This is a genomic window from Kribbella speibonae, from assembly GCF_004331375.1.
In the GTDB taxonomy this organism is placed as follows: domain Bacteria; phylum Actinomycetota; class Actinomycetes; order Propionibacteriales; family Kribbellaceae; genus Kribbella; species Kribbella sindirgiensis.
This window is the reverse complement of record NZ_SJKC01000002.1, coordinates 1,253,311-1,278,148: the sequence shown is the minus strand read 5'-3', so window position 1 is coordinate 1,278,148 and position 24,838 is coordinate 1,253,311. Positions and strand designations below refer to the sequence as shown.

Below are 24,838 nucleotides of genomic sequence, written 5' to 3'. Positions count from 1 at the left end.
GATGCCCGCTCAGGTGGAGGGTTGCCCACTGAGAATCCGAGGGGGCAACCCTCCAGCTCAGGGGATGCCCGTTCAGGTGGAGGGTTTGTCTTGGGGTGGGAGGTGGAGGTGGAAGGCGGCGCCTGGGTGGGGGGTGGGGCGGTTGGTGACTGTTAGGTCGCCGCCGTGGGCTCGGGCTACGCCGCGGGCTATGGCTAGGCCTAGGCCGGCGCCTTTGCTGTGGGGGCCGTGGACTAGGCGGTCGAAGATGCGTTCGCGGGCGGGTGGGGGTACGCCGGGGCCGTCGTCCTCGACGCGTACGCCGGTGGGGGCGACTGTGATGCGGAGGGTGTGGGCGCCGGCCTGGCGGGCGTTGTCGACGAGGTTGGTGAGGACCTGGGTGAGCCGGTCGGCGTCGGCGGTGACGGTCGCGGTGCCGTGGATCTCGACGGAGACGTCGGGTGCTACCAGGCGGAGGCGAGCGGCCTGGGCGTCGGCCAGTTGGCGGAGGTCCACGGGGGCGAGGTGGAGCTGCAGTCCCGCGTCGATCCGGCTCAACTCCAGCAGGTCGGAGACCAGCGTGCCGGCGCGGCGCGACTCACGTACGAGCAGCAGCTCCAGCTCCTCACGTTGCGCGGCCGAAGCATCGGGCCCCAGCTGGATGAGGGTTTCGGCGGCAGTCTGCAACCCCGCCACCGGCGTACGCAGCTCATGAGCCGCATCCGCGACGAACTCCCGCATCCGATCCTCCGACCGCCGGGCCACTGCCTCAGCCGCCCGCGCCTGCTCCGCGGAGCTCCGTGCGGCACCCTCCGCCGCCCGCGCTAGCTCCTCGGACCGCCGCGCCTGCTCCTCGGAGGTCCGTGCGGCGCCCTCCGCGGTTCTCGCCGTGGTCTCGGCGCCCTCCAGGGCGTTGAGCATTTCGTCGAAGGCGGTTGCGGTGCGGGCTAGTTCTGTGTTGGCGCGTTTGGGGTTTAGGCGTTCGCCTCGGCGGCCGGCTGCGATCGAGCGGGCCAGGGTGGTCATCTTGTCCAGGGGTGCCAGGGCGAAGCGCATGCCGATCGTCAGCGCGAGTGCGGTGATCAGGATCGCTGCTGCCCCGGACAGCAGCAGGACAGTACGCAAGCGGGCGCTGGCGTCAGCGAGCAACCCGGTGTCGGCGGACAGCAGGAGCTGCGCGCCCTTCGTCTGCTGGCCGGCCTGCAGGGTTGCCGTCACCTGCCGGACAGTTCCGCCCGGGTCGATTGGCGGCGCACCGAGCTGCCGGCCGTTCCGCAGGATCAGCGTGACCCGGACGCCGTCCGCGTCCACGCGCCGTACCAAGTTGCCTGGTGCAACGTTCTGACGCGCGAGCTGTTGCGCGAGTTGCGCGCGCCCGGTGAGCAGCGAGTCGAGGCTGCGCTCCGCCTGCGCGTCGAACACCGCCTTCACCGTCAGCCCGGTGATCGGCAGCACCACGAGCAGTACGGCGATAGCGGTCAACGTCACCCGGACGCGCAGCGACAGGTTCATGTGCGCAACACGTATCCCGAGCCGCGGACCGTGTGCAGCAGGCGCGGGCCGTGGGCTTCCAGTTTGCGGCGGAGGCCGCTGACGTAGACCTCGACCAGGTTGTCCGCATAGTCGTCGTACCCCCAGACGGCGGTCAGCAGCTGGGTCTTGCCGACCACCTTCCCGTCCCTTCCGGCCAGGAACGCGAGCAGCTTGAACTCGGTCGCCGTCAGTTCGATCGCTGTCCCGGCCCGGCGTACCGCCTGCGCTTCGACGTCCACCTCCAGGTCGCCGACCGTCAGCACGGTTCGCAGCCGTCCCATCCGGCGTAGTACGGCCTCCACGCGGGCGATCAGCTCGGCGAGGACGAACGGTTTGACCACGTAGTCGTCCGCGCCGGTGCGCAAGCCGTGCAGGCGGTCTTCGACGGCGTCGCGGGCGGTCAGCAGGATCACGCCGGCGTTCGATGTCTCACGGGCGAGTGACAGTAACTCGAAGCCGTCGCGTCCGGGCAGCATCACGTCGAGCAGCACGAGGTCCGGCCGGTACGCCGCCAGCTCGCGTTCGAACCCGTCGCCGTCCGGGAGCGTCCGTACGTCGTGCCCGTCCTCGGTCAGCGCGATCGCGACGGCGGTCCGGATCGGTTCCGCGTCCTCGACCACCAACACCCGCGCCGTCATCCGCCCATCCTCGCACCGCGGACAGCCCGCCCCGCGACCCTCAGCCGAAGATCCTCAGCACATCCTCAGCACCACCCGCGCACCCACCCGCCCACGACCCCGAGCGAATCCTCAGCACAGGCCTGGTCACTCTCTGTGTCTCGCCGGTCGAGACCCCCGGTTCGACGGGCCGGGGGAGTTGTGCATAGACTCGCTGGCATCATGCGGCACCAGCTTCTCCTCCTTCGCTGCCGCGGCGAGGCCTGTTAAGGCCGGTTCCCTCGCCGCGGAGTTTCGTCGTACGCCGGTCGTCACTCACGACACCCGTACTTTCGAGGAGAACCCCGTGGCACCGAAGAACCAGCCCAAGCCTGTTCAGCAGCCGTCCGGTATGCCGACGCACCGCTACCGCGCGTTCCCGCCGATCGACCTGCCGGACCGCACCTGGCCGGCCAAGTCCGTCGACAAGACCCCGCGCTGGCTGTCCACCGACCTCCGTGACGGCAACCAGGCGCTGGTCGAGCCGATGTCCCCGGCCCGCAAGCGGCGGATGTTCGACCTGCTGGTGAAGATGGGCTACAAGGAGATCGAGGTCGGTTTCCCGAGCGCCAGCCAGTACGACTTCGACTTCGTCCGCAGCCTGATCGAGGACGACGTGATCCCGGACGACGTGACGATCTCGGTGCTGACCCAGGCGCGCGAGGAGCTGATCGAGCGCACCGTGCAGTCGCTGCAGGGCTCGCCGAAGGCCACCATCCACCTGTACAACGCGACCGCGCCGCTGTTCCGCCGGGTGGTGTTCAACGTCGACAAGGCCGAGTGCCGCACGATCGCGGTCCGCGGCACCGAGACCGTGATGAAGTACGCCGACGAGATCCTGGGTGACTGCGAGTTCGGGTACCAGTACAGCCCGGAGATCTTCACCGGCACCGAGATGGAGTTCGCGCTCGAGGTGTGCGAGGCGGTGAGCGACGTCTGGCAGCCCGCGGAGGGCCGCGAGATCATCCTGAACCTGCCGGCCACCGTCGAGATGTGCACCCCGAACGTGTACGCGGACCAGATCGAGTGGTTCGGCCGGAACCTGACCCGGCGCGAGCACAGCACGATCAGCCTGCACCCGCACAACGACCGTGGTACGGCGGTGGCCGCCACCGAGCTGGCGCTGATGGCCGGCGCGGACCGCGTCGAGGGCTGCCTGTTCGGCCACGGTGAGCGGACCGGCAACGTCGACCTGGTGACGCTGGGGATGAACCTGTTCAGCCAGGGCATCGACCCGCAGATCGACTTCGCCGACATCGACGAGATCCGCCGTACGGTCGAGTACTGCACGCAGATGCGCGTCCCCGAGCGGCAGCCGTACGCCGGTGACCTGGTCTACACCGCCTTCTCGGGCTCGCACCAGGACGCGATCAAGAAGGGCCTGGAGGCGCTGGACAAGCAGGCCGCGGCCGAGGGCAAGCCGGTCGGCGACATCGCCTGGGAGGCGCCGTACCTGCCGATCGACCCGAAGGACGTCGGCCGCAGCTACGAGGCCGTGATCCGGGTGAACTCGCAGTCCGGTAAGGGCGGCGTCGCGTACATCATGAAGTCCGAGCACCGGCTCGACCTGCCGCGCCGGCTGCAGATCGAGTTCAGCCGGGTGATCCAGCAGCACACCGACAACGAGGGCGGCGAGGTCGGCCCGCAGCAGATGTGGGACATCTTCGCGGCCGAGTACCTGGCGCCGGGCGCGCTGTCGCTGCTGAGCGTCAACTCGACCTCCGGTGAGGGGCAGGGCGACCAGCTCCGGGTTCAGGTCTATGCCAACGGTGTGCCGCACGAGTTGGTTGGCGAGGGCAACGGCCCGGTGTCGGCCTTCGTGGACGCGATCAAGCCGCTGAAGTACGACGTACGGGTGCTGGACTACCACGAGCACGCGCTTTCCGCGGGCGGTGACGCGCTGGCCGCGGCGTACGTCGAGTGCGAGGTCGGCGACGACGTGTTCTGGGGCGTCGGCCGGGACGCCAACATTCTCACTGCTTCGTTGAAGGCCGTCGTGTCGGCTGTCAACCGCGCCACGCGCTGACAGCGTTCGAATCTTCACACCGAGTTGCCCGTCTCCGTGTCGGAGGCGGGCAATTCCTGTACTCCCCGATACCGTTTCCTCACGGACCGCAACGTTGTCTCAACGTTGCCTCAAGTCGTTGACTCGGTGACTGAGGTTGCGCACACTGTCGTCACTATGCGCAGATCCTTGCAAGACAGTGTTACTAAGTCGAGCTGATCAGGGTCTGCGCCACCGACTTTCCCTGGTAGTCGCGTGGAGGTGAGCAGTGAGTGGTGCGGTCGACACGTCCGCGACGAAGCTGATCGAAGGACCGGTCGTCGAACCGAGACCCTCGGCTGCTCGGCGTTTTGTCAACGCCTGGCTGGTCCGAAGACTCTTCAAGGCGGTCCTGACGGTCTTCATCGTCACCACCGGCACGTTCTTCCTGGTCAGATTGTTGCCCGGTAACCCGGTCGACACCTATATCCAGACGCAGATCGCGCAGACCGGTATCTCGTACGAGGCGGCGGCCGCACAGGCGAAGAACCTGTTCTCGCTCGACCCGGACGCCCCGGTCATCTCGCAGTACGCGACCTACATGGTCAACCTGCTGCACGGCGACTTCGGCAACTCGGTGCTGTCGCCCGGCACCACGGTCGCGGATGTGATCAAGACCTACCTGCCCTGGACGCTGTTCTCGGTCGGTGTCGCGACGGTCTTCAGCTTCATCATCGGCATCGTGGCCGGCATGATCATGGCCTACCGCCGGGAGAGCTGGATCGACCACCTGCTGACCTCGATCGGCTCGCTGCTGCACGCGATCCCGAACTACATCCTGGCGATCCTGATCGTGGTCTTCCTCGGCGTGAAGCTGCAGCTGTTCAACCTCACCGAGGCCCGCGGCTCGTACACCCCCGGGGTGGAACCGTCGTTCAGCCTGAGCTTCCTGAACGACATCTTCTACCACGCGTTCCTGCCGATCCTCGCCTATGCGCTGACCACGGTCGGCTCCTGGGCGCTGGTGATGAAGTCGTCCACGGTGGAGACGCTCGGCGAGGACTACGTGACGGTCGCCCGGGCGCGCGGCCTGTCGGACAACCGGATCCGGTCCGGGTACGTCGGGCGCAACGCCGTACTGCCCCTGTTCAGCCAGCTCGCGGTGTCGCTCGGGTTCGTGGTCGGCGGGTCGATCTTCGTGGAGAAGATCTTCGGCTACCAGGGCATCGGCTTCAGCCTCTTCAACGCGGTCAACGGCCGTGACTACCCGGTGCTGCAGGGCATCTTCCTGGTCGTCACGATCTCCGTGGTCGCGGCCAACCTGCTCGCGGACGTCCTCTACAGCCGCCTGGATCCGCGGATCCGGGTCGGCGGCACGGGCAAGGGGTGACCAGATGACCGAGGCAACAATCCCCGTCTCGTCGGTCGGAACCACCGGCGTCTCCCGGTTCGCCGGGATCCTGAGCTCGCTGCGCCGCAGCCCGGCCGGTTTCATCGGCTTCCTCATCGTCGCGCTGCTGGTGCTGGTCACCGCGATCGTGCCGTTCTTCCTCCCGGACGTGACGCCGAACGTCAAGGAGATCCTGCTCCCGGCCGGCTCGCCCGGGCACCTGCTCGGCACCGACAACGAGGGCAAGGACGTCCTGATCCAGATGATCGGCGGCGGCCGGACGGTGATCTTCGTCGGCTTCATCGCCGCGGCGATCTCGACCGCGCTGGCGATCGTGCTCGGATCGCTGGCGGCGTACCTCGGCGGCTGGGTCGACTCGGTCGTCGTCACGCTGGCCGACGTGTTCCTGACCGTCCCGCAGATCGTCCTGCTCGCCGTCATGGGCGCGTTCTTCAAACTCGACTCGCCGATCCTGCTCGCGCTGCTGGTCGGCGGCCTGTCCTGGCCGGTGCTGACCCGGGCTGTGCGCGCCCAGGTGTTCTCGCTGAAGGAACGCGAGTTCGTCGAGGCCGCCCGGCTGCTCGACCTCGGGACGATCCGGGTGGTGTTCGTCGAGATCCTGCCGAACATGGCCAGCTTCATCCTGATGAACTTCATGATCGGCGTGACGAACGCGATCTACCAGCTGGTCGGTCTCTACCTGCTCGGGCTCGCGCCGCTGAGCGGGGCCAACTGGGGCATCATGCTCAACCGCGCCTGGATCGCCGGCGCCATCTTCAACGACGCGAGCCTGGCCTGGATCCTCAGCCCGATCCTCGCGATCGTCCTGCTGCTGCTCGGACTGGTGATGATGACGAGATCCCTCGAAGAGATCCTCAACCCGCGGCTCCGGGACCGGTGAGCGCGATGACGACAACCTCTGCGAGTGACCGCGCGACGCGCGGCGGCCAGGGCAAGCCACTGCTGTCCATCCGCGACTTCAAGGTCGAGTACCGGACCGGTTCGGGTACGACGGTGCAGGCGGTCCGCGGCGTCGACCTGGACCTGTTCCCGGGCGAGAGCCTCGCGCTCGTCGGCGAGAGCGGCTGCGGTAAGACGACGTTCGGGCTCGGTCTGCTGCGGTTGCTGCCGCGGCTCGGGCACGCCAGCGGCCAGGTGACCTTCAACCGCGGCGACGGCACCGAGATCGACGTCCTCGGCCTGGACGGCCGGGACCTGCGGCAGTTCCGCTGGCGGGACGCCGCGATGGTGTTCCAGGGCGCGATGAACGCGTTCAACCCGGTGCTCAAGATCCGCGCGCACATGCACGACACGATGCGCGCGCACACCAAGGCCACCAAACAGGAGATCGAGGACCGGGCCGGCGAACTGCTGAGGCTCGTGCGGCTGGAGCCGTCGCGGGTGATGGACAGCTACCCGCACGAGTTGTCCGGCGGGATGCGGCAGCGCGTGCTGATCGCGATGAGCCTGCTGCTCGAACCCGAGGTCCTGATCCTCGACGAGCCGACCACCGCGCTGGACATCCTCACCCAGCGGTCCGTCGTCGACGTTCTGCACGAGGTGCGGGAGCGGCTCGGGTTCTCGATGATCTTCATCTCCCACGACCTGTCGCTGGCCGCCGAGCTCGCGGACCGGGTCGCCACCATGTACGCCGGACGCATCATCGAGACCGGCGGCGTCCGGGACATGTTCTACAAGCCGCGGCACCCGTACACGCTCGGGCTGATCAAGGCCGTACCGCCGATCGTCGGCGACCTGCCCGACATGGAGTCGATCCCCGGCGGCCCGCCGAGCCTCGCCGCGCTGCCGGCGGGCTGCACGTTCAGTCCGCGCTGCAAGTACGCGACCGACGAGTGCAAAGAGGCCGACCCGCCGCTGCTCCCGATCACCGACGAGCCGGGTGACGCACACGAGGCCGCCTGTATCCATTGGAAGGACGTGCACCTCGAACGCCGGGTGCAGGACGAAATGGGGACCGCCTCATGAGCGCGCTGGAGAAGTCCCCCGAGACCGCGGGCAGCACACCGCTGATGACGCTGGGCGGCGTCAGCCAGGTGTTCGACACCAAGGCCGGCCCGATCCGCGCCGTCGACAACGTCGACCTGTCGGTCAACCCCGGCGAGGTGCTCTGCCTGGTCGGTGAGAGCGGCTCCGGCAAGACCACGGCGGCCCGGATGGCGGCGGGTCTCGCCCGGCCGACCAGCGGGCGGGTGGCCTTCGACGGCACCGACATCTGGTCGATGAAGCGGAACGACTTCGCCACGTTCCGGCGCAGCGTGCAGTACGTCCACCAGGACCCGTACGCCTCGCTCAACCCGACCCGGACGATCCAGCAGACGATCACCGCGCCGCTGCTCAAGCACGGAGTGGTGAAGAGCAAGAAGGAGGCCGCGGACCGGGCCGTCGAGCTGCTGACGAAGGTCGATCTGACCCCGGCCGAGAACTACCTGCCGAAGTACCCGCACCAGCTGTCCGGCGGTCAGCGGCAGCGGGTCGCCGTCGCCCGGGCGCTGACGCTGGACCCGAAGCTGATCATCGCCGACGAGTCGACGTCGATGCTGGACGTGTCGATCCGGATCAGTGTGCTCGCGATGCTCGGCCGGCTGCGCGACGACCTCGGCGTCGGGTTCCTGTTCATCACCCACGACCTGGCGATCGCGAAGTACTTCGGCTGGCGCGGGAAGACCGCGGTGATGTACCTCGGCCGGATCGTCGAGTTCGGGCCGACGCCGAAGATCATCAACGCGCCGACGCACCCGTACACCCGGGCGCTGATCGACGCGATCCCCGAGCCGGACCCGGACCTGACCAAGACCAAGGGCCGCGAATCCCTGCGCAGCCTGGAGATTCCGAGCCTGGCGCACCTGCCGTCCGGGTGCTCGTTCCACCCGCGCTGCCCGCAGTTCGAGGACGGGCTGTGCGACGGAGCGGTCCCCGAGCTCACCACGATCCGCTCCGGACAGTCCGCCGCGTGCCATGTGGTCGCGCGCGACGGCGTACCCGGTGCCGAAGACGGGGGACCGCCGGATGAGCCGGGGACCTGATGCCGTCTCAGATGGGCCGAGTGGCGCTCAGTTGGGCAGCGTTCCTGGTGCTGGCCAGCGGAGTCCTGCTACTCACACTGACGCCGGGCACCCCGGAGTTCGTCGTCACCTTGTTCACCTTGTGTTTGGGCCTGCTACTGGGCCTGGTGGTCGTCGTCGGAGTCGTCCTGACCCGGCGCCGGGAAAAACGCGAGGGCGGTAGTTAATCGAACCAGTAGTACCTGACCGCACAGCGGTGTGCGATCAGACCAGAAAGGACGAAGGAATGAGTCCCACCGGCACCAACGATTCCGGCAATAACGCGCCGGGCGCGAGCGCCCAGACCAACGCGATTTCCCGTCGGCACGTGCTCCAGATCTTCGGTATCGCCGGTGTCGGCGTGGCCGGCATCGGATCCGCGGCCGCGTGCTCGCCGAGCAAGCCGAACGCCAGCGAAGGCGACGGAAAGTCCGGCAACAAGGAGTTCCACGGGGCGTACCCGTACCAGTTGCCGCCCAAGGGTCACTTCAACCTGATCGCCGGCGTCACCGACGGCATCCAGGCCAGCAACAGCCCGTACTTCGACCTCGTCTACCCGAGCGCCGGCATGTACTACTGGGCCGACAAGAAGTGGGAATGGATGATGGCCGAGTCCGGGACCCTGGACGAGGCGGGCAAGACCTACACCCTGAAGCTGCGCTCCGGCCTGAAGTGGAGCGACGACAAGCCGGTCACGGCGAAGGACGTCGTGTCGACGTTCAACCTGCGCTGGCTGCTGCGCCAGCAGGAGTGGACGTTCCTGTCCGACATCAGCGCCAAGGACGACACCACGGTGGTCTTCACCATCGGTACGCCGTCCACCGTGCTGGAGCGCTACATCCTCCGTGCCGGCATCCTGCCGGACTCGATGTACGGCGAGTGGGCGACCAAGGCCGAGACCATGCGCAAGGCCAAGACCAGCCTGGACAGCGCCGAGGGCAAGCAGCTGAACGGCGACTTCCAGAAGTTCCGTCCGGAGAACGCGCCGGTCTCGGGTCCGTTCAACTTCGACGTGAAGAGCATGACCAACGCGCAGATGTCGCTGGTCAAGAACGACAAGGGCCTGTTCGCCGACAAGATCGGCTTCACCAAGGTCGTGCTGTACAACGGTGAGACGTCCGACATCTCGCCGGTCGTGCTGAACAAGGACGTCGACTACGCCACCCACGGTTTCGCGGTGGCCACCGAGAAGACCCTGCTGGGCAGCGGTTTCCGGATCCTCCGGCCGCCGGTGTACTCGGGTCCGTCGCTGGTCTTCAACTACACCGCGCACCCCGAGCTGGCCGACGCGAAGGTCCGGCAGGCGATCGCCTACGTCCTGGACCGCAACGAGAACGGCACCGTCGCCCTCGGCGACTCCGGCAAGCCCTGCAAGTTCATGGCCGGCTTCTCCGACATCCTCGTACCCGACTGGGTGTCGGACGCGGACCAGAAGAAGCTGCAGGCGTACGAGAAGGACGAGGCCAAGGCCACGTCGCTGCTGACCGAGGCCGGGTGGAAGAAGACCGGCGGCAAGTGGATGCTGCCGAACGGCAAGCCGGCCGCCTACGACATCAAGTTCCCGACCGAGTTCGCCGACTGGAACCCGGCCGCCACCAACGCGGCCGACCAGCTGAACAAGTTCGGCTTCAACATCACCAAGCGGGGTATCACCTTCACCCAGCTGAACCCCGACGTACTCGCCGGCAAGTTCGACATCGCGATCCAGGGCTGGGGCGCGTCGAGCCACCCGCACCCGTACTTCGCGTTCGTCCAGGACCTGTACACGTTCAACTACGTGATCGCGGCGAACTCCGGCGGCAAGGGCATGAACTTCCCGCTCAAGCAGACCACCTCGGCCGGTCCGATCGACCTCAAGGACGTGGTGGACAAGTCGGCGCAGGGCCTGAACGTCGACGAGCAGAAGAAGAACATCACCGCCGCGGCGATGGCGTTCAACGAACTCCTGCCGATCATCCCGCTCTGGGAGCGCTACGGTAACAACCCGGCGCTCGAGGGCACCCGGGTGGCGAAGTTCCCGGCGGACGACGACCCGATCCTGAAGAACGCGCCGTACGCGGACAACTTCGTGATCATGGGCATGTACTCGGGCAAGGTCGCACCGGTCTAAAAGATTGGCGTTCTGACCCGATTGTTTGGTTGGGTCGGCCGGGTGATCAGCATTCGCGAGATCGACCCGGCCGACCTGGCCCTGTTCGACGAGTGGTACGACGCCCACCGCGCCGGTGCGGTGGCCGGGCGCGAGGCTCCGCTGGTGGGCGCTCGCGAGGCGCTCGGGTTCTCGTTGCGCAATCCGGGGCCTTTGAAACAGCGGATTCCGGTCGGCGCGTTCGAGGACGAGCGGGTTCTCGGCGCGATGCTGTTCGAGTACCGGCTGCAGGACAATCTCGACACGGTCGAGGTCGAGATCGACGTCCCGCCGGCGCATCGGCGGCGGGGGATCGGGACGGCGCTGTGGCAGTGGGCCGTGACCAGGTCGGCCCAGCTGGGCAGGACGATCGTCCAGACCGAGGTCGCCGTACCCGCCGATCCGTCGCCCGGTGCGGTGTTCGCGGACCGGCTCGGGTTCCAGCTCGAGCACGTCGAGGAGCACCTCGTCGTACCGCTGCCGTACGACGACCTGCGCCTGGAGGAACTGCGCTCCACGGCGGGGCGACCGGACGGGTACCGGCTGACCTCCTGGGCGGGGCTGTGTCCGCCGGAGCATCAGCAGGCGTACGCCGACCTGCACACCGCGATGGACCTCGACGTACCGACCGGCGGCATGACGCGTGAGGTGGTGCCGTGGACGGTCGAGAAACTCGAGGCGAGCGAGGTCCGCATCGACCGGACGCACCTCGCCCTGGTGACGATGGCGCACACGGACGCGGGCGAGCCGGCCGGGTACTCGCTGATCTACCTGTCACGCGGGGACGTCGAGAACGCTCAGCAGGACGACACCCTGGTGCTGCGTGAGCACCGCGGCCACAACCTCGGGACCCACCTGAAGCTGGCGAATCTCGAGCAACTGGCCAAACACCGTACGACGCAGCGATATCTGCACACGTGGACGGCGCTCACCAACGCCCCGATGCGCAAGGTCAACGCCCGCTTCGGCTTCCGCGCGGTCGAGCAGCACCGAGAACTGGAGCTCCGCCTGCCCAGCCTCCGCCCGGCGGCGCGCGGCCTGATCCTCGACCCTGACGACCGCATCCTGCTGGTCCGCTTCGAGTTCGACGACGGGCCGCTGTGGGCGACTCCGGGCGGCGGCCTCGAAGCCGGTGAAACCGTGATCGAGGGTCTGCGGCGTGAACTCGTCGAGGAGGTCGGTCTGCGAGACTTCGCCGACCCGCCGCACCTGTGGCACGAGGAAGTAGTTGCCGAGGGCCACGCCACCGGCTACGACGGCGTCCTCAACGACACCTTCCTGATCCGCACGGACCATTTCGATCCGGCCGGGTCGATGACCGCCGAGGAGCTCCGGGCCGAGAACGTCCACGGCATGCGCTGGTGGACACTCGCCGAGCTCGACGAGCACGATGGGCGCTTCGGCCCCCGGAACCTGCCGGACCTGCTCCGGCAGGTGCTGACGAGCGGTCCACCGACCACCCCGCTCGGCCTGTGAGAGACCTGTGCGAACTGTGCGAGAAAAGGAGTTCCGGGCGCCGAGAACGCCTAGCTTCGAGATGTGAAGCCTCGGCATACCACTGACTGGTTCGTTCCCGTGCACTCCCTCGGCGACATCGCCGCGCCCCGGATCGGGCGGCTGCCCGACGGCCGCCGGGTCGGCATCGCGTTCACCAGCCTCGCGAACCTCCGCGGCGCGTCCGGAGCCCAGCAGGAATGGATGCGCCTGACCGAGGAGGCGTTGCGCGAGACGCTGGCGCCGCTCGGTGTCACCAGGATCCAGCTCGACCCTTCGCGGGTCGGGCCCGACTCAGGTCCGCTCTCACAGCCGACGTACCCAGCTGAGCCTGCCCTCGTCCATTAGCGCGTGACCGTCGGCGCTGTCGGCGACGTTCGGGTCGTGGGTCGCGATCACGACGGCGGCGCCGCGGCGGGCCTGGTCGTGCAGGAGTTCGAGGACGCGTTCGCGGTTGCTACTGTCGAGCTCGCTGGTGGACTCGTCGGCGAGGATCACCCGGCCCTGTTGGGCGATCCCGCGCGCCACCGCGACGCGCTGCTGCTCGCCACCGGACAGCTCCTCGACCAGGTGGTCCCCGCTCTCCTCCAAGCCGACGCCCTTGAGCGCCTCCTCGATCCTTCGGTCGACGTCGCCGGCCGGGTTCTGTTCGGCCCGCAACGGGAACGACAGGTTCTCGCGCGCGGTCAGTACCCGCGCGAGCCCGTTGCCCTGCGGGATCAGGACGACGCCGTGCGCTGCGGCGGCGGGCCGGTCCTTGATCACCAGACCGTCGACCTCGACCTGCCCTTTCGTCACCGGGACCGCGCCGGCGATTGCCCACAGCAACGAACTCTTCCCGGCGCCGGACGGGCCGCTGACCGCGAGCACGAACCCGGGCGGGACGGTGAACGACACGTCCGATACCGCGGTCACGTCGCCGTAGCGGACCGTCACCTGGCTGAGTGTGATCATTCTTGCTCCACGGGGGTGATCTGGATCTTGCCGTTGTCGGTGGTGACCTGGACGAGGGTCCCGGCCGGCAGCAGTTCGGCGACGTGCGGCGGCAGCGGAAGGGATCCGTCGACCGCGACGACGGCGTACTCCTCGCCCGACCTGCCCTCGGAGGCGATCCGGCCGTCCCGGATGGTGATCGTCCGGGGGAGGGTCGCCGCGACCTCCGGGTCGTGTGTGACCAGCAGCACCGTCATCCCGGTCTCGGTGTTGATCGTGCGGAGCGCCGCGAGTACGTCGTCGCGGGCATGGTGGTCGAGCTGGCTGGTCGGCTCGTCGGCGAGCAGCAGGCCGGGCATCGTCGCGATCCCGACCGCGACCGCGCAGAGCTGGATCTGGCCGGGCGCGAGCTGGGTCAGCGGCGTGTCCACCTGGTTGCCCAGGCCAACGAGTTCGAGAATCGCCTCCGGTGCCGGGAGGTCGCGGCCGCGCGGTGCGGCCTCCTGTGCGTACCGGATGTTCTCGCCGGGGGTCAGGTACGGGACGAGGTTGCGGCCGGCGCCCTGCAGCACGATGCCGACGTCGCCGGAACGCATCCGGTCGAGCTCCGTCTCGGTCATTGTCGCGACGTTGTGCTCGCCGATCTGCAGCCGCCCCGCACTGGGTGTCAGCAGGCCGCCGCACACCTGCAGCAGCGTCGACTTCCCGGCACCGGAAGGCCCGAGCAGCCCGACGAGCTCACCGGGCCGAACACTGATTCCGATCCCGGACAGCGCCGCGACATCATGCCCGTGCGCCCGGTAGATGTGCACGAGTCCCGTCGTACTGATCGCCAATCCGGTCATGTGAGCTCCTCCCGGATCCGGGTGTAGCTGGAGCGTCTGTTGACGCCGCTGCCGAGGAACAGGGTCGCGGCTGCGAGGATCGCCGTACCTCCGAGCCAGAGCGCGATCGCCACCGGCCAACTGGTGCTGTGGTCGAGCGGCATCGGCCCGTCGCTGTTGGCGAACAGCGGGATCAGCGGAAGTGCCACCTGCGCGCCGACCAGGCCACAGACCGTCCCGAGCAGGACGGCCAGCGTGACCGGGCCGGTCTGCTCCCAGCGGGCGGCCCGTCCCGTCGCGGTCGCACGTACGCCGGTGAGCTGCAGGCTCGCGTAGTCCTGGGCCCGCGAGCGCCAGGACGTGACGACGGTGAGCAGCAGTACGACGATCGCGAGGATCCACGCCGCGATCCCGACCACAGGGGTCAGCTGCAGCGCGAGAGCGCTCGCCGAACGCCCGTACGACGCGATCCGGTCGTCGCGACGATCCACCAGCTCCGCGGTGAGACCGGCCTTCGCGAGCTGCTCGGTGATCGTGTCGACGTTCGCCAGACCGTCCTTGTTCAGCCAGATCTCGAAGTCGGTCCGGACCTCGTCCACAGCGCCACCGAGTCGCCGTACGGTCTCTAGGTCGACGACGGCGGTGCGGTCGCCGTACCTGTTCACGGGAGCGCGCAGCCGGTCGATCCTGGTCAGGGTCATCGGGCTGTTGTCGATCGCGGGGCTCGTCGTGACGTTGTCGGCGTACCGGAACTCCGGGGTGACCAGTGCCGGTACGGCCGCCGGGACGGTCCCGTACTGCAGGAACTGATCGGCGCCGAAGCTCTGCATCGCGATCGTCAGCGCGCCGCCCGGCTTGGCCGCGACCGAACCCTGATCCGACCCGACCGGCCGGAACGGCTGCCAGGACTCCGGGGAGCCGAGCGTGATGCTCGGACGGTCGTCGCTGGAGATCTTGCTGATCACCAGGTGGCCTTCCAGACCGATCGGGTCGAGCGGCTCCCGGCCGATGCCCAACCGGATCAGGTCGCAGCCGGCCTGACACTCGACCGGGGTGCGCAGCTCGACCGGCTTGGTCGCCGGGAGCGGCAGCGGCGGGAACGAGACCAGGTAGCGCGAGCCGTCGCGGTGGCTGACCACATTCGCCCGCAGTACGACGGACTTCGGCTGACCGCTGCCGATCTGCTGTCCGCCCGTGTCCTTGGCGATCTTGGCTTTGATCGCGCCGGTCGAGACCGTGACGGTCAGCTGCGTGCTCCGGATCTCGATCGGCGCGGGGGTGCTCGGGGCCTTCAGCTGCTTCCAGCCTTCGGCGTCGGTGAGCTGGTCGCCGCGGAACGCGATCTTCCGGAAGCTGTCCGGTTCGATCATCTCCGACTTCAGCGCGTCGGGCGACGCAGGCCGGGAGATCACCACGGGGGTGAGCTGGCGCCGGTCCGGGTCGATCTTGTTGACCGCGGCAAGGAAGTCCGCGAGGTACAGGCTGTTCATCCGCAGTACGCCCTCCGCGCCGGTCTCGTAGCCGGAGCGGGTCTCGCGGTTGCGGGCGCCGACCGCGGCGGCCTGGCCCGCGAACGTGAGCAGCGCGGCGGCCACCGCGACCGCGGCGACGATCCGGGTCACCGCTGGACGGCGGGAGATCTGCAAGGTGCCGAGCGCGAGCCCTAGCCGCCCGCGGCGGACGGCCTGGCGGCTGATCAGCCCGGCGATCGGTAGCAACAGGTGCGCGAAGATCAGACCCACCGCGAGCGCCAGGAGCGCCGGCGTGAGGATCGGGAACGGTCCGCGGCCGTCACCGGTCAGCGCGGCGAACAGGCCGGCCGCGGCGAACACGATGATGCACAGGTCGGCGACACCGATCATTCGGCCGCGTCCGCGCGGGGCGACCCGGCGCAGCAAGTTCGAGATCGGCTGGCGTACCGCCGTACGGACCTGGAGCAGGACCACGATGAGCGCGACGGCGACGGCGGCGACGAGAGCGACCGGGACGGTCCACGGGAGTTCCATCGGGGCGCCGCGCCGCAACCAGGTCAGGCGGACGACCGTCAGTACGCCGAAGCCGAGCGCTCCGCCGACGAGCGTTCCGGCGAGCACCGGCAGGCCCAGTTCGAGGGCGAGCACGCGATGGGTCCGGCGTACCGGCTTCCCGCGCAACCGGGAGAGCGCGATCTCGGGCCGCCGCTGGTCGACCACGGCCGCGAGCGCAAGCGCCAGTACGACGACCGCGAACAACGCGACCTGCACCATCACGAGCGGGATGATCGTGGTGGCCTGCTTCCGGTCCGCCTGGATCTGGTCGATCAGCGGAGTCAGCGAGGTCGTCACGTCCGCCGGGACGCCGAGCTCCCTGGCGTTCCCGTTGACGGTGCGGGTGGCGTCCTGCAGGCGGGACAGGTCGTCCAGCCTGGCCACACCCGGTCTCGGGCGGGTGTCCGAGGTGACCCGTGGCTGGGTGATCGTCGTCGGCTCGGTGAACATCTCGTCGGCCCAGCCCGGGTCCTTGGCGGACGCCGGCCGCGAGTGCCCGGTCGGGTAGTCGCCGAACCAGTAGTTGCCGCGGCTCTCCTTCGGGCGGTAGAAGCCGACGACGGTCAGCAAGGCGCCGGACGCCCCGTCGGCTTCGGTTCGCAGCTTCGTACCGATGCCCAGGTCCCAGGCCGACTTGTCGACGGCCGAGACGATCACCTCGTGGGACGCCTGCGGGCAGCGACCCTCGGTCACCACGAGTTGCGCGCAGTACCCGTCCCGCCAGCGCAGCCGGGTGGAGTTCGCGTCGTCGTCTGCCCGGACGCGCCACGAGGCGTCGCTGTAGGAGCCGTGCACGGGCGGTGTGAAGAGCGGCCGGAGGTCGGCGGGCACTAGCTGGTCGAGCTGCTCCGGCCGTACGCCGGGCTGCTGGGAGACGATCAGCCACGACGCCTGCAGCGGCTGCCCGGCCAGGGTCTCGGTCATCACGGTCTGCTCGACCGCCCGCGCGAACCACGGCCCGAACACCGCACAGGTACCGATCAGCAGGCTGACACCGGCCAGTACCAGGGCCTGTGCCCAGCGGTACCGCAGCGCCCGTCGTACGTACATTCCACCCCCAGCCTTCGGTCGCTCGCCGAATGTACGGAATGTTGCGGTCGCCGGACCGGGTGGCGGAAAAATGTCACATTAATGTTGTCCAGACAGGAATCCCGGGGCCCTTTGCGCCGCGGAACACGCAGCGGCGGTAGGTTCGGGGCATGCGTGAATCCCAGCTCGGTGACCTGACCGTCTCGGCCCTCGGCCTCGGCTGCATGGGGATGTCCCAGTCGTACGGCGTCCGCGCCGACGACTCCGAGTCCATCGCGACGCTGCACGCGGCCATCGACGCGGGCTGCACCTTCATCGACACCGCCGACGTGTACGGCGACGGCGAGAACGAGGAGCTCGTCGGCCGCGGGCTCGCCGGCCGCCGCGACCAGGTCGTGCTCGCGACCAAGTTCGGCTTCAAACGCCCGGCCTCGGCCTCGGCGGTGCCGACAGTCGTCGACGGTTCCCCGGCGTACGTCGCTCAGGCCCTGGACGCCTCGCTGCGCCGTCTCGGCGTCGACCACATCGACCTGTGGTACCTGCACCGCCGCGATCCGCAGGTGCCGATCGAAGATACCGTCGGAGCGATGGCCGCCGCGGTCGAGGCGGGCAAGGTGCGGTACCTCGGGCTGTCCGAGGTCAACGGTGAGACGGTGCGGGCGGCGCACGCCGTACACCCGATCACCGCCGTCCAGAGCGAGTGGTCGTTGTGGACGCGGGACCCGGAGACCGTCGTCCTGCCGACGTTGCGTGAGCTGGGCGTCGGATTCGTCCCGTTCAGCCCGCTCGGGCGGGGGTTCCTCACCGGGCAGATCAAGTCTCCGGAGGACTTCCCTGAGGACGACATGCGGCGCGGGCTACCGCGGTTCCAGGGCGAGAACTTCCAGCGGAACCTGGACCTGGTCGCGCAGGTACAGTCGCTGGCCGCCTCGAAGGGCGTGACGCCCGGCCAGCTGGCGCTCGCGTGGTTGCTTGCGCAGGGCAATGACGTGGCGCCGATCCCGGGGACGAAGCGGCAGACGTACTTGCGGGAGAACCTCGGCGCGCTGGACGTCACGTTGACCGCCGACGAGCTGGCCGCACTGGACGAGGCGTTCCCGCCGGACGCGGTGTCCGGGCAGCGGTACGGCCAGGGCGGGATGGACCTGGTGGGCAAGTGATCGGCGTCACCGGTTCGACCGGACAGCTCGGATCCCGGATCGTCGCGCGGCTGACCGGCGTACCGCTGCGGCTGATCGTGCGGGACCCGGCGCGGGCCCCGTCGGTGCCGGGTGCCTCGGTCGCGCAGGCGGCGTACGGCGAGCACGCGGCGCTGCTGTCGGCGCTGGACGGCGTCGACGTACTGATGTTGCTGAGCGCAACGGAGTCGGCGGACCGGGTGGCGTTGCACAAGGCAACGGTTGACGCTGCGGTGGCCGCTGGTGTGCGGCGGATCGTCTACACCTCGTTCGTCGGGGCGGCGCCGGGTGCGACCTTCACGTTCGCGCGGGACCACTGGCACACCGAGGAGCACATCCGGTCGACCGGGGTCGACTTCACGTTCCTGCGCGACAACCTGTACCTCGACTTCGTGCCCGGGTTCGTGGGGTCGGACGACGTGATCCGCGGGCCGGCGGGGGACGGGCGGGTCGCCGCGGTCGCGCGCGACGACGTGGCGTCCGTCGCCGCTTCGGTCCTCCGCACCGCCTCCTCCGGTGCTGATGAGCACTTGGGTGCCACCTATGACCTCACCGGCCCGTCGGCGTTCACCCTCGCCGAGGCGGCGGCGGTGCTGACCGGGGCCTGGGGCCGGAAGGTGCGGTACGAGGCCGAGACGCTCGACGAGGCCTACCGGTCCCGCGAGTCCTACGGCGCGGCCCCGTGGGAGGTGGCCGGGTGGGTCACGTCGTACGCGGCCATCGCCAGCGGCGAGATGGGCCACGTCTCGACCGCTGTCGCCGACATCACCGGGCGGCCGCCGATCGGCCTTGAGGAGTATGTCGGTCGCGGGTGAGACACTGACGTCGTGCCGCTCTACCGGGATCAGGCGATCGTGCTGCGCACCCAGAAACTGGGTGAGGCGGACCGGATCGCCACGCTGCTGACCCGCGCCAACGGCAAGGTCCGCGCGGTCGCCAAGGGCGTCCGGCGGACATCGTCACGCTTCGGTGCCCGACTCGAGCCGTTCAGCCACGTCGACCTGCAGCTCGCCACCGGGCGGACGTTGGATGTAGTCACGCAGGCCGAGTCGATCGCGGCGTACGGTGAGGGAATCGTGGGGGACTATGCGCGGTACACCACCGGCACCGTCCTGCTCGAGACCGCCGACCGCCTCGTCGTCGAGGAGAAGGAACCCGCCACCCAGCAGCACCTGCTCCTGGCCGGCGCTCTCCGCGTCCTGTCCACCGGCGAACGCGAACCCGCCCTGGTCCTGGATTCCTTCTTGCTGAGGTCCTTGGCGATCTCCGGCTACGCGCCGTCCTTCGACGACTGCGCCCGCTGCGGCGAACCAGGCCCCCACCGCGCCTTCAACCCCGCCGCCGGCGGCATGGTCTGCACCACCTGCCGCCCACCCGCCTCAGCCATGCCCTCCCAGGCCACCGTCACCCACCTGGCCGCCCTCCTCACCGGAGACTGGCCCACCGCCCTCCAAGCCGACCCTCGAACCCGCCGAGAATCCACCGGCCTGATAGCCGCCTTCTTCGCCTACCACCAAGAAAACCAGCTCCGCTCCCTACCCCACCTGGACCTGACCTCCGGAGCAAGCTGACCGCCCACACCTCGCCGGCTACTGCTCCTGCTCGGCGCCCTTCATGCGTTCAGCGGACTTCGAGTCGCCCGCCTTGCGCGCCTCAGGTGCCGAGGCCGGCGCCTGCGGTTTGCCGGGCCCAGCCACTCCCTCGAACGCGGCGCGCTGCGCAGAACCCCGCTCGTTCGCCGTCAACACCGGCGCGGTCCCACGCTGCTCCGGCGGCACGACAGTGTTGAGCTTCTGCGCAAACCCCTGAAGTTCCTCGCCCTGAGCCATCGTGTCGATCAACGCCGACATCGTCTTCGGCTCCCGCCGATTACGATCCAGCATGGCCTGCAGACCCTCCTGCACCCGCTGCGGGTCCTCCTCGAGCTTCCGGACCAGGAATTGGTTGAGACTCTCGACGCGCATGGCGTGCGGCCCGCTCGACGGCGCGTCGAAGTCCTTGAGGTTGTCGGTCACAAGTACGCGCGACTGGCTGTGCACCGCACCTGCCAGGACGTGTTTGTCCTTCGGATCGGCCGCCATCTCTTCCTGCAAACGCTGCGGCGGGGCTTCGGTCATCGCATAGGGGAACGCACGGTTCATCGTTGTGATACGCCTGTCGATGTCCGCCTCGGGCAGTCCAGGCGGACGGTTGCGACGCATCTCGTCGATGACCTTCTGAGTCCAGCGGGGATCGAAGGCCTTGCGGCCGGCGATCGACAGCAGAACGTCGGTGGTGAGCTGACCTCGGATCACGTTGGCGTCGAGAAAGGCGCGCTCGACACCCGGAGGCCCCGGTCGCTCGGTCTCGGTCACGACTGTTGGTCGTCATCGGCAGGATCGCCGCCCATCAGTTCGTCCAACGCGGCCTGCTGCTCGGCGTAGCGCCTGTTGTCCAACTCGATAACGTCGACCAACCGTACCCAGTCGACGTACTGGCTGGACCGGAACGGGATGGCGCCGTGGGACACGTCCTTTCGCAAGTCGTCGCGCCCCATTCCGATCGCGTCCGCCGCCTCGTCGATCGGCAGCTCAGTCCGCAGCGGGACGATCTTGACGGCTCTGCCGGCCCGCATCGCCTCGAGCACGTGCTGAATCACCCGAAACACGGCCGGCGGGATGTTCTCCCGCTCCCCGCTCGGCCCGATCACCGCCGGGGCGTCGGGCGCAGTGGTCCGGTCGTCCTCGTCCAGCAGGTAGATCCGCGAGTCCATCTCAGGCCGAAACATGCGCAAAATCCTAGTCGCCAGAGATCCCGCGCCAGGCTGGATCTTCGCGATTGTGGATAACGCGAGTTAGGAAGCCACGCTTCCCGTCTGATGACGGCCTTCTGGAGCTACTGCTCCTGCTCGGCGCCCTTCATGCGTTCAGCGGACTTCGAGTCGCCTGCCTTGCGTGCCTCAGGTGCCGAGGCCGGCGCCTGAGGTTTGCCGGGCCCAGCCACTCCCTCAAACGCGGCGCGCTGCGCAGAACCCCGCTCGTTCGCCGTCAACACCGGCGCGGTCCCACGCTGCTCCGGCGGCACGACAGTGTTGAGCTTCTGCGCAAACCCCTGAAGTTCCTCGCCCTGAGCCATCGTGTCGATCAACGCCGACATCGTCTTCGGCTCCCGCCGGCTCCGGTCCAGCATCTTCTGCAGGCCCTGCTGAACGCGCTGCGGGTCCTCCTCGAGCTTGCGGTTGAGGAACTGGTTGAGGCCCTCGACACGCATCGCGTTCGGCCCGCTCGACGGCGGGTCGAAGTCCTTCAGGTTGTTGGTGACCAGCACATCCGACTCACTGTGCACGGCTCCCGCCAGCACATGCTTGTCCTTCTGATCCGCCTGCATCTCGTCCTGCAACGCCTGCGGAGGCGCCTCCGTCATCGCGTCCTCGAAGGCGCCGTTCATCATGCCGATCCGCCGGTCGATCGCCTTCTCCGACAGCCCCGGCGGCCGGTTGCGGCGCATCTCGTCGATCACGTGCTCGGTCCAGCGGGGCTGGAAGACGTCATTGTCGGCCAACGACAGCAGGACGTCGGTGGTTTGCTGGCCGCGAATCACGTTCGCGTCCAGAAATGCGCGCTCGGGTCGTCCGGACTGGGGCGAATACGGTGGTGACTCGGGCACGCCGCCTACTCCTCTTCTTCGTCCGCGAACATCTCGTCGAGGATCGCACTCCGGCGTTCGCGGCGCGCGATGTCCCAGTTGATGACGTCAGCCAGGCGCACCCAATCGACGTACTCCGAGGACCGAAACGGAATGTCCCCTTGGGCGACGTGCTTGCGGAGTTCGTCGCGCCCCGTAGCGATCGCATCAGCGGCCTCGTCGATCGGCAGCTCCGTACGGAGCGGCACAACCTTGACCGCCTGCCCCGCCCGCATCGCCTCGATCACATGCTGCAGAGCCCGGTACGCCGCCGGCGGAATCTCCTCCCGCGTCCCATCCGGCCCAACCACCGCAGGCCCAGCCCCACCCGGCACGATCCGCCGATCGTCCTCGTCCAACAGATAGATCCGCGCATCAGTAGTCGGTCCAGCCATACCCAAATCCTAACCGCCCCCCAGGTCCCAACCCCGTACTCTCCGTAGGGGGCCCGTGCGGACCACCCGAGCTCCTATCGATCCTGCTCGGCGCCCGTGCCCTTCTCCACACCATGTCGCCACCCGTGCTCCGGGCCTCCCGAGCCGTTACGGGCGCCTCTGGCACACCCGGCTCGACCACGCCCTTGAAGGCGGCGTACTGGGCGGTGCCCCGCTGGCTCACCGTCAACACTGGAGAGCTCCCGCGCTGCCCCTCTGGCACCACCGCATTGAGCGCCACCGCAAACCCCCGAAGTTCCTGCCCCTCAGCCATCGCGTCGATCAGCGCCCAATCACCGCAGGCCCATCCGGCACGACCCGCCGATCGTCCTCATCCAGCAGGTAGATCCGCGCGTCCGTCGTCGGCTCAAACATGCATGGATTTTAGTCGCCCACCGCACGATCGCGCGTGGATCACTCGTCCCTTGTGGATAACTCCCCAGAGGTGGTTGCCGCTCCGAAGGGTCCAACGGCATCCTTTGCGGAGGGCAACGACCGACCACCTTCGAATCACCCGGTGAAGGCGGCCTGGCTGCGGGCTTGGTCGTCGTACGGCGTCGGTATGGCGCGGGATCGTGCAGTGGGTGCCGCCGCCGGGCGGCGGTATGTTGGCCTGCCAGCCGCTCCAGCGCAGGTAAGAGCAATTGGTACGTCCCCGGACTGCCTCAGCAAGTGGCTGTGGTGGGTGTTGCGGGGGCGCCGTTGGGGTCGACCAGGACTGGGACTGCTTGGCCGATGCGGAGTTGGGTGGCGGCCTGCTGGGTCATGGAGATCTGGCCGCCGTCGCCCAGCGTGCTCTGCCAGGTGATGTCCCATTGCGCGACCGCGGTCACCGGATACTTGCACTTCGCCAACTTCTCCGACGTCTTCACATACCGATGCCCACAGGTAGGCGAACTCTTCACCCCCATCGACTTGTCGTACGGCGTCCCCGGCCCCTCACATCGAACCGTCTTACCGTCCCCCATGGACCAGTTGATCGCCTTCACCTGAGCCGTCGCCGTAACCGACAAGCCCGGCACACTCGCCGACCGCACGATCGGTCCCCAGGTGTTCTCCGTCTTCGTCACCCACAACCAGACCGGTAGGTTGACCAGCCCGATCTGGCCCATGCCGGGAGCGGTCTTGATCAACGGCGGCGCAAGTTGCATCTCGGCGATGGCCTTGTAGGCCAAGGTCACTGGATCGACCGCCACTGTTTCGGGCCTGCCGGGCATCCATACCCATTTGGTGACGAGATGCTTGCCTTCGTCATACCCCTGCTCCCGGAGACAGGCCCAGACGGTTCCATCCGTGTGACCGCGCCAACGCCAATCTCCGGGAGGTGGCTGCGGGTCCTCCAAACGCATGTAGCACTGCTCGGAGTTCGACCAATTCCCGAGATTGGAGGTGCAAGACTGCGAAGCGCCGTGGAACTCGCACTCGCGCTTGATCTGCTTCCCTCCTTGCCCATCAGTTCCCGGTTTCCCGGGTTTTCCGGGCAGGGTCACATTTGATTTGGTGACGTACTTACACTTCCCGTTGACGTCGCAGACCTTCTCTAAATGAGTCTCGGTAGGGACAGGCGTAGTTGGATCCGCCGCGGCAGTCGGGGCCGAGACCGACAAGAGCAGCACAGACACGGGCGCGATCGAGCGCGCAAGGCGGGTTAACATGTCTTCGTCGTCTTCTCGTCCACGAGAAACCACATGTTCCGTCCTGTTCGGGCGCTCTTCCCGTAGATGAGGCGCGATTCGAATCTGTGACGGCTGCCGTTGTCGCCCTCGATCGGGACCGGTTTGCCGTTGGCTTGGTACCGGTCCACGACCTGCGAGCTGTCGATGCAGCTGGTGAGCCTGACTTCTGGCTGCGCGAGTTTGAGATTCACGGACCGGACCGCGAGCCCGGTGATCGTTGCGTCGCCCGTCTGGTACCAGCCGTTCTTCACTTGGAAGTCGAGCTGGGCAGCGACTGTCGTGGCCCAGGTGCCTCCGTTTCCAGCGAGTGCGAGCACGGAGACGTTGGCCTTGGCCGGTTGTTTGAACGCGTTGCCGACAGCGGTTCTCGCCGCGATGTACCTCGCTTTGGCAGCAGTGATTGCTGTTTGCTCTTCCGCGGTCCACGTTGGGGTGGATGGTGCGGTTGGTGTTGGGGTTGGGGTGGTGGGGGTTGTGTTGGGCCGGCCGGCTTCGGGGGAGCCGTTGCAGGCGGTCAGCAGGGTGAGGGTGCTGAGGGTGGCTGCGGCGGCGAGAAGCGGACGGCGGGGCATGTGGTGGGGCTCCGTTCTTGGGTGCTGTTGGTGTAAGGGTGGCATACGGAGGGTGTTCGGCGGGGTGGGTTATCCACAGGTTGCAGGTTGTTGCAGTTACGGGTAGTGAGCCGTCTGTGGCAGGTGGGAGAAAGGCTGGTGCGCCCCGTACCTCGGCGCGATCGGCGGCCGGTGTGGTAGGCGGGAGGGGCGCGGGACTCGGGCGTTGGGTTGGGTGGGTGACTTTGTGCATCCAGTCCGTACGGGGTGGGCCCGTCGGCGCGGATCTGGTGCACA

Annotated in this window: 23 protein-coding genes; 12 read left to right on the top strand and 11 right to left on the bottom strand. The window is 68.3% G+C overall.

What is annotated here, in order from left to right:
- Nucleotides 1-72: 72 nt before the first annotated feature.
- Complete coding sequence (locus E0H92_RS19315; RefSeq protein ID WP_131497164.1) at nt 73-1,491, bottom strand: sensor histidine kinase; 1,419 nt, start codon at nt 1,489-1,491, stop codon at nt 73-75.
- Nucleotides 1,488-2,150, bottom strand: coding sequence for a response regulator transcription factor (locus E0H92_RS19310; protein ID WP_131497163.1), 663 nt, complete (start codon nt 2,148-2,150; stop codon nt 1,488-1,490). Before E0H92_RS19310 ends, E0H92_RS19315 begins: the two co-directional genes overlap by 4 nt.
- Before the next feature lie 370 nt (nt 2,151-2,520).
- Between E0H92_RS19310 and leuA the strand changes: the two genes are divergently transcribed.
- The 9 genes from leuA (at nt 2,521) to E0H92_RS19265 (ending at nt 12,574) form a co-directional block, all read left to right on the top strand.
- Complete coding sequence (leuA, locus tag E0H92_RS19305; RefSeq protein ID WP_202873744.1) at nt 2,521-4,194, top strand: 2-isopropylmalate synthase; 1,674 nt, start codon at nt 2,521-2,523, stop codon at nt 4,192-4,194.
- A 247-nt stretch (nt 4,195-4,441) separates the two neighbouring features.
- Complete coding sequence (locus E0H92_RS19300; RefSeq protein WP_202873690.1) at nt 4,442-5,542, top strand: ABC transporter permease; 1,101 nt, start codon at nt 4,442-4,444, stop codon at nt 5,540-5,542.
- A gap of 4 nt (nt 5,543-5,546) precedes the next feature.
- Entirely contained in the window at nt 5,547-6,443 is an 897-nt protein-coding gene (locus tag E0H92_RS19295; protein ID WP_131497162.1) for an ABC transporter permease, read from the top strand.
- Nucleotides 6,444-6,448: 5 nt separating this feature from the next.
- Nucleotides 6,449-7,528 carry an ABC transporter ATP-binding protein gene (locus E0H92_RS19290; RefSeq protein WP_131462279.1) on the top strand — a complete coding sequence of 360 codons (1,080 nt, stop codon included), beginning with the start codon at nt 6,449-6,451 and terminating at the stop codon, nt 7,526-7,528.
- Entirely contained in the window at nt 7,525-8,586 is a 1,062-nt protein-coding gene (locus tag E0H92_RS19285) for an ABC transporter ATP-binding protein (protein WP_131497161.1), read from the top strand. The genes E0H92_RS19290 and E0H92_RS19285 overlap by 4 nt, the downstream gene beginning before the upstream one ends.
- Nucleotides 8,586-8,792 carry a hypothetical protein gene (locus E0H92_RS19280; RefSeq protein ID WP_131497160.1) on the top strand — a complete coding sequence of 69 codons (207 nt, stop codon included), beginning with the start codon at nt 8,586-8,588 and terminating at the stop codon, nt 8,790-8,792. The genes E0H92_RS19285 and E0H92_RS19280 overlap by 1 nt, the downstream gene beginning before the upstream one ends.
- A gap of 59 nt (nt 8,793-8,851) precedes the next feature.
- The gene (locus E0H92_RS19275) at nt 8,852-10,714 is read left to right on the top strand and encodes an ABC transporter substrate-binding protein (protein WP_131497159.1); all 1,863 of its coding nucleotides are present in this window, start codon (nt 8,852-8,854) and stop codon (nt 10,712-10,714) included.
- A 42-nt stretch (nt 10,715-10,756) separates the two neighbouring features.
- Nucleotides 10,757-12,208: a bifunctional GNAT family N-acetyltransferase/NUDIX hydrolase gene (locus E0H92_RS19270; protein ID WP_131497158.1), complete on the top strand. Its 1,452-nt coding sequence runs from the start codon at nt 10,757-10,759 to the stop codon at nt 12,206-12,208.
- 63 nt (nt 12,209-12,271) lie between these two features.
- The gene (locus tag E0H92_RS19265; protein WP_131497157.1) at nt 12,272-12,574 is read left to right on the top strand and encodes an SAV_915 family protein; all 303 of its coding nucleotides are present in this window, start codon (nt 12,272-12,274) and stop codon (nt 12,572-12,574) included.
- Here E0H92_RS19265 and E0H92_RS19260 read toward each other — a convergent pair.
- The 3 genes from E0H92_RS19260 to E0H92_RS19250 are packed head-to-tail and all read right to left on the bottom strand — an operon-like array spanning nt 12,533 to nt 17,060.
- Nucleotides 12,533-13,180 (bottom strand): ABC transporter ATP-binding protein, encoded by a 648-nt coding sequence (locus E0H92_RS19260; protein WP_131497156.1) that lies wholly within the window; start codon nt 13,178-13,180, stop codon nt 12,533-12,535. The two genes, E0H92_RS19265 and E0H92_RS19260, sit on opposite strands and share 42 nt — an antisense overlap.
- Nucleotides 13,177-14,004, bottom strand: coding sequence for an ABC transporter ATP-binding protein (locus E0H92_RS19255; RefSeq protein ID WP_131497155.1), 828 nt, complete (start codon nt 14,002-14,004; stop codon nt 13,177-13,179). The genes E0H92_RS19260 and E0H92_RS19255 overlap by 4 nt, the downstream gene beginning before the upstream one ends.
- On the bottom strand, nt 14,001-17,060 hold the full coding sequence (locus E0H92_RS19250; protein ID WP_131497154.1) for an FtsX-like permease family protein: 3,060 nt from the start codon (nt 17,058-17,060) through the stop codon (nt 14,001-14,003). The genes E0H92_RS19255 and E0H92_RS19250 overlap by 4 nt, the downstream gene beginning before the upstream one ends.
- A gap of 149 nt (nt 17,061-17,209) precedes the next feature.
- Here E0H92_RS19250 and E0H92_RS19245 point away from each other — a divergent pair, with 149 nt between their 5' ends.
- Genes E0H92_RS19245 through recO form a run of 3 tightly spaced genes read left to right on the top strand, consistent with a single transcriptional unit; the run spans nt 17,210 to nt 19,788 of the window.
- The gene (locus tag E0H92_RS19245) at nt 17,210-18,199 is read left to right on the top strand and encodes an aldo/keto reductase (RefSeq protein ID WP_131497153.1); all 990 of its coding nucleotides are present in this window, start codon (nt 17,210-17,212) and stop codon (nt 18,197-18,199) included.
- Nucleotides 18,196-19,032, top strand: a complete 837-nt coding sequence (locus E0H92_RS19240) for an SDR family oxidoreductase (protein ID WP_131497152.1) — start codon at nt 18,196-18,198, stop codon at nt 19,030-19,032. Before E0H92_RS19245 ends, E0H92_RS19240 begins: the two co-directional genes overlap by 4 nt.
- A 12-nt stretch (nt 19,033-19,044) precedes the next feature.
- On the top strand, nt 19,045-19,788 hold the full coding sequence (gene recO / locus E0H92_RS19235; protein WP_131462290.1) for a DNA repair protein RecO: 744 nt from the start codon (nt 19,045-19,047) through the stop codon (nt 19,786-19,788).
- A gap of 18 nt (nt 19,789-19,806) precedes the next feature.
- Here the strand turns inward: recO and E0H92_RS19230 are convergent, their stop codons facing one another.
- From E0H92_RS19230 to E0H92_RS19205, 6 genes are all read right to left on the bottom strand, one after another.
- Nucleotides 19,807-20,571 (bottom strand): PIN domain-containing protein, encoded by a 765-nt coding sequence (locus E0H92_RS19230; RefSeq protein WP_131497151.1) that lies wholly within the window; start codon nt 20,569-20,571, stop codon nt 19,807-19,809.
- A complete protein-coding gene (locus tag E0H92_RS19225; protein ID WP_131497150.1) occupies nt 20,568-20,984 on the bottom strand; it encodes a hypothetical protein in 417 nt (138 codons plus the stop codon). Before E0H92_RS19225 ends, E0H92_RS19230 begins: the two co-directional genes overlap by 4 nt.
- Nucleotides 20,985-21,091: 107 nt before the next feature.
- On the bottom strand, nt 21,092-21,862 hold the full coding sequence (locus E0H92_RS19220) for a PIN domain-containing protein (RefSeq protein WP_165549834.1): 771 nt from the start codon (nt 21,860-21,862) through the stop codon (nt 21,092-21,094).
- Between the two features lie 5 nt (nt 21,863-21,867).
- A complete protein-coding gene (locus E0H92_RS19215; protein ID WP_131462294.1) occupies nt 21,868-22,275 on the bottom strand; it encodes a hypothetical protein in 408 nt (135 codons plus the stop codon).
- Between the two features lie 704 nt (nt 22,276-22,979).
- Nucleotides 22,980-23,495, bottom strand: a complete 516-nt coding sequence (locus E0H92_RS19210) for an ATP/GTP-binding protein (RefSeq protein ID WP_131497148.1) — start codon at nt 23,493-23,495, stop codon at nt 22,980-22,982.
- A 467-nt stretch (nt 23,496-23,962) separates the two neighbouring features.
- Nucleotides 23,963-24,562, bottom strand: coding sequence for a hypothetical protein (locus E0H92_RS19205; RefSeq protein ID WP_131497147.1), 600 nt, complete (start codon nt 24,560-24,562; stop codon nt 23,963-23,965).
- Nucleotides 24,563-24,838: the final 276 nt, after the last annotated feature.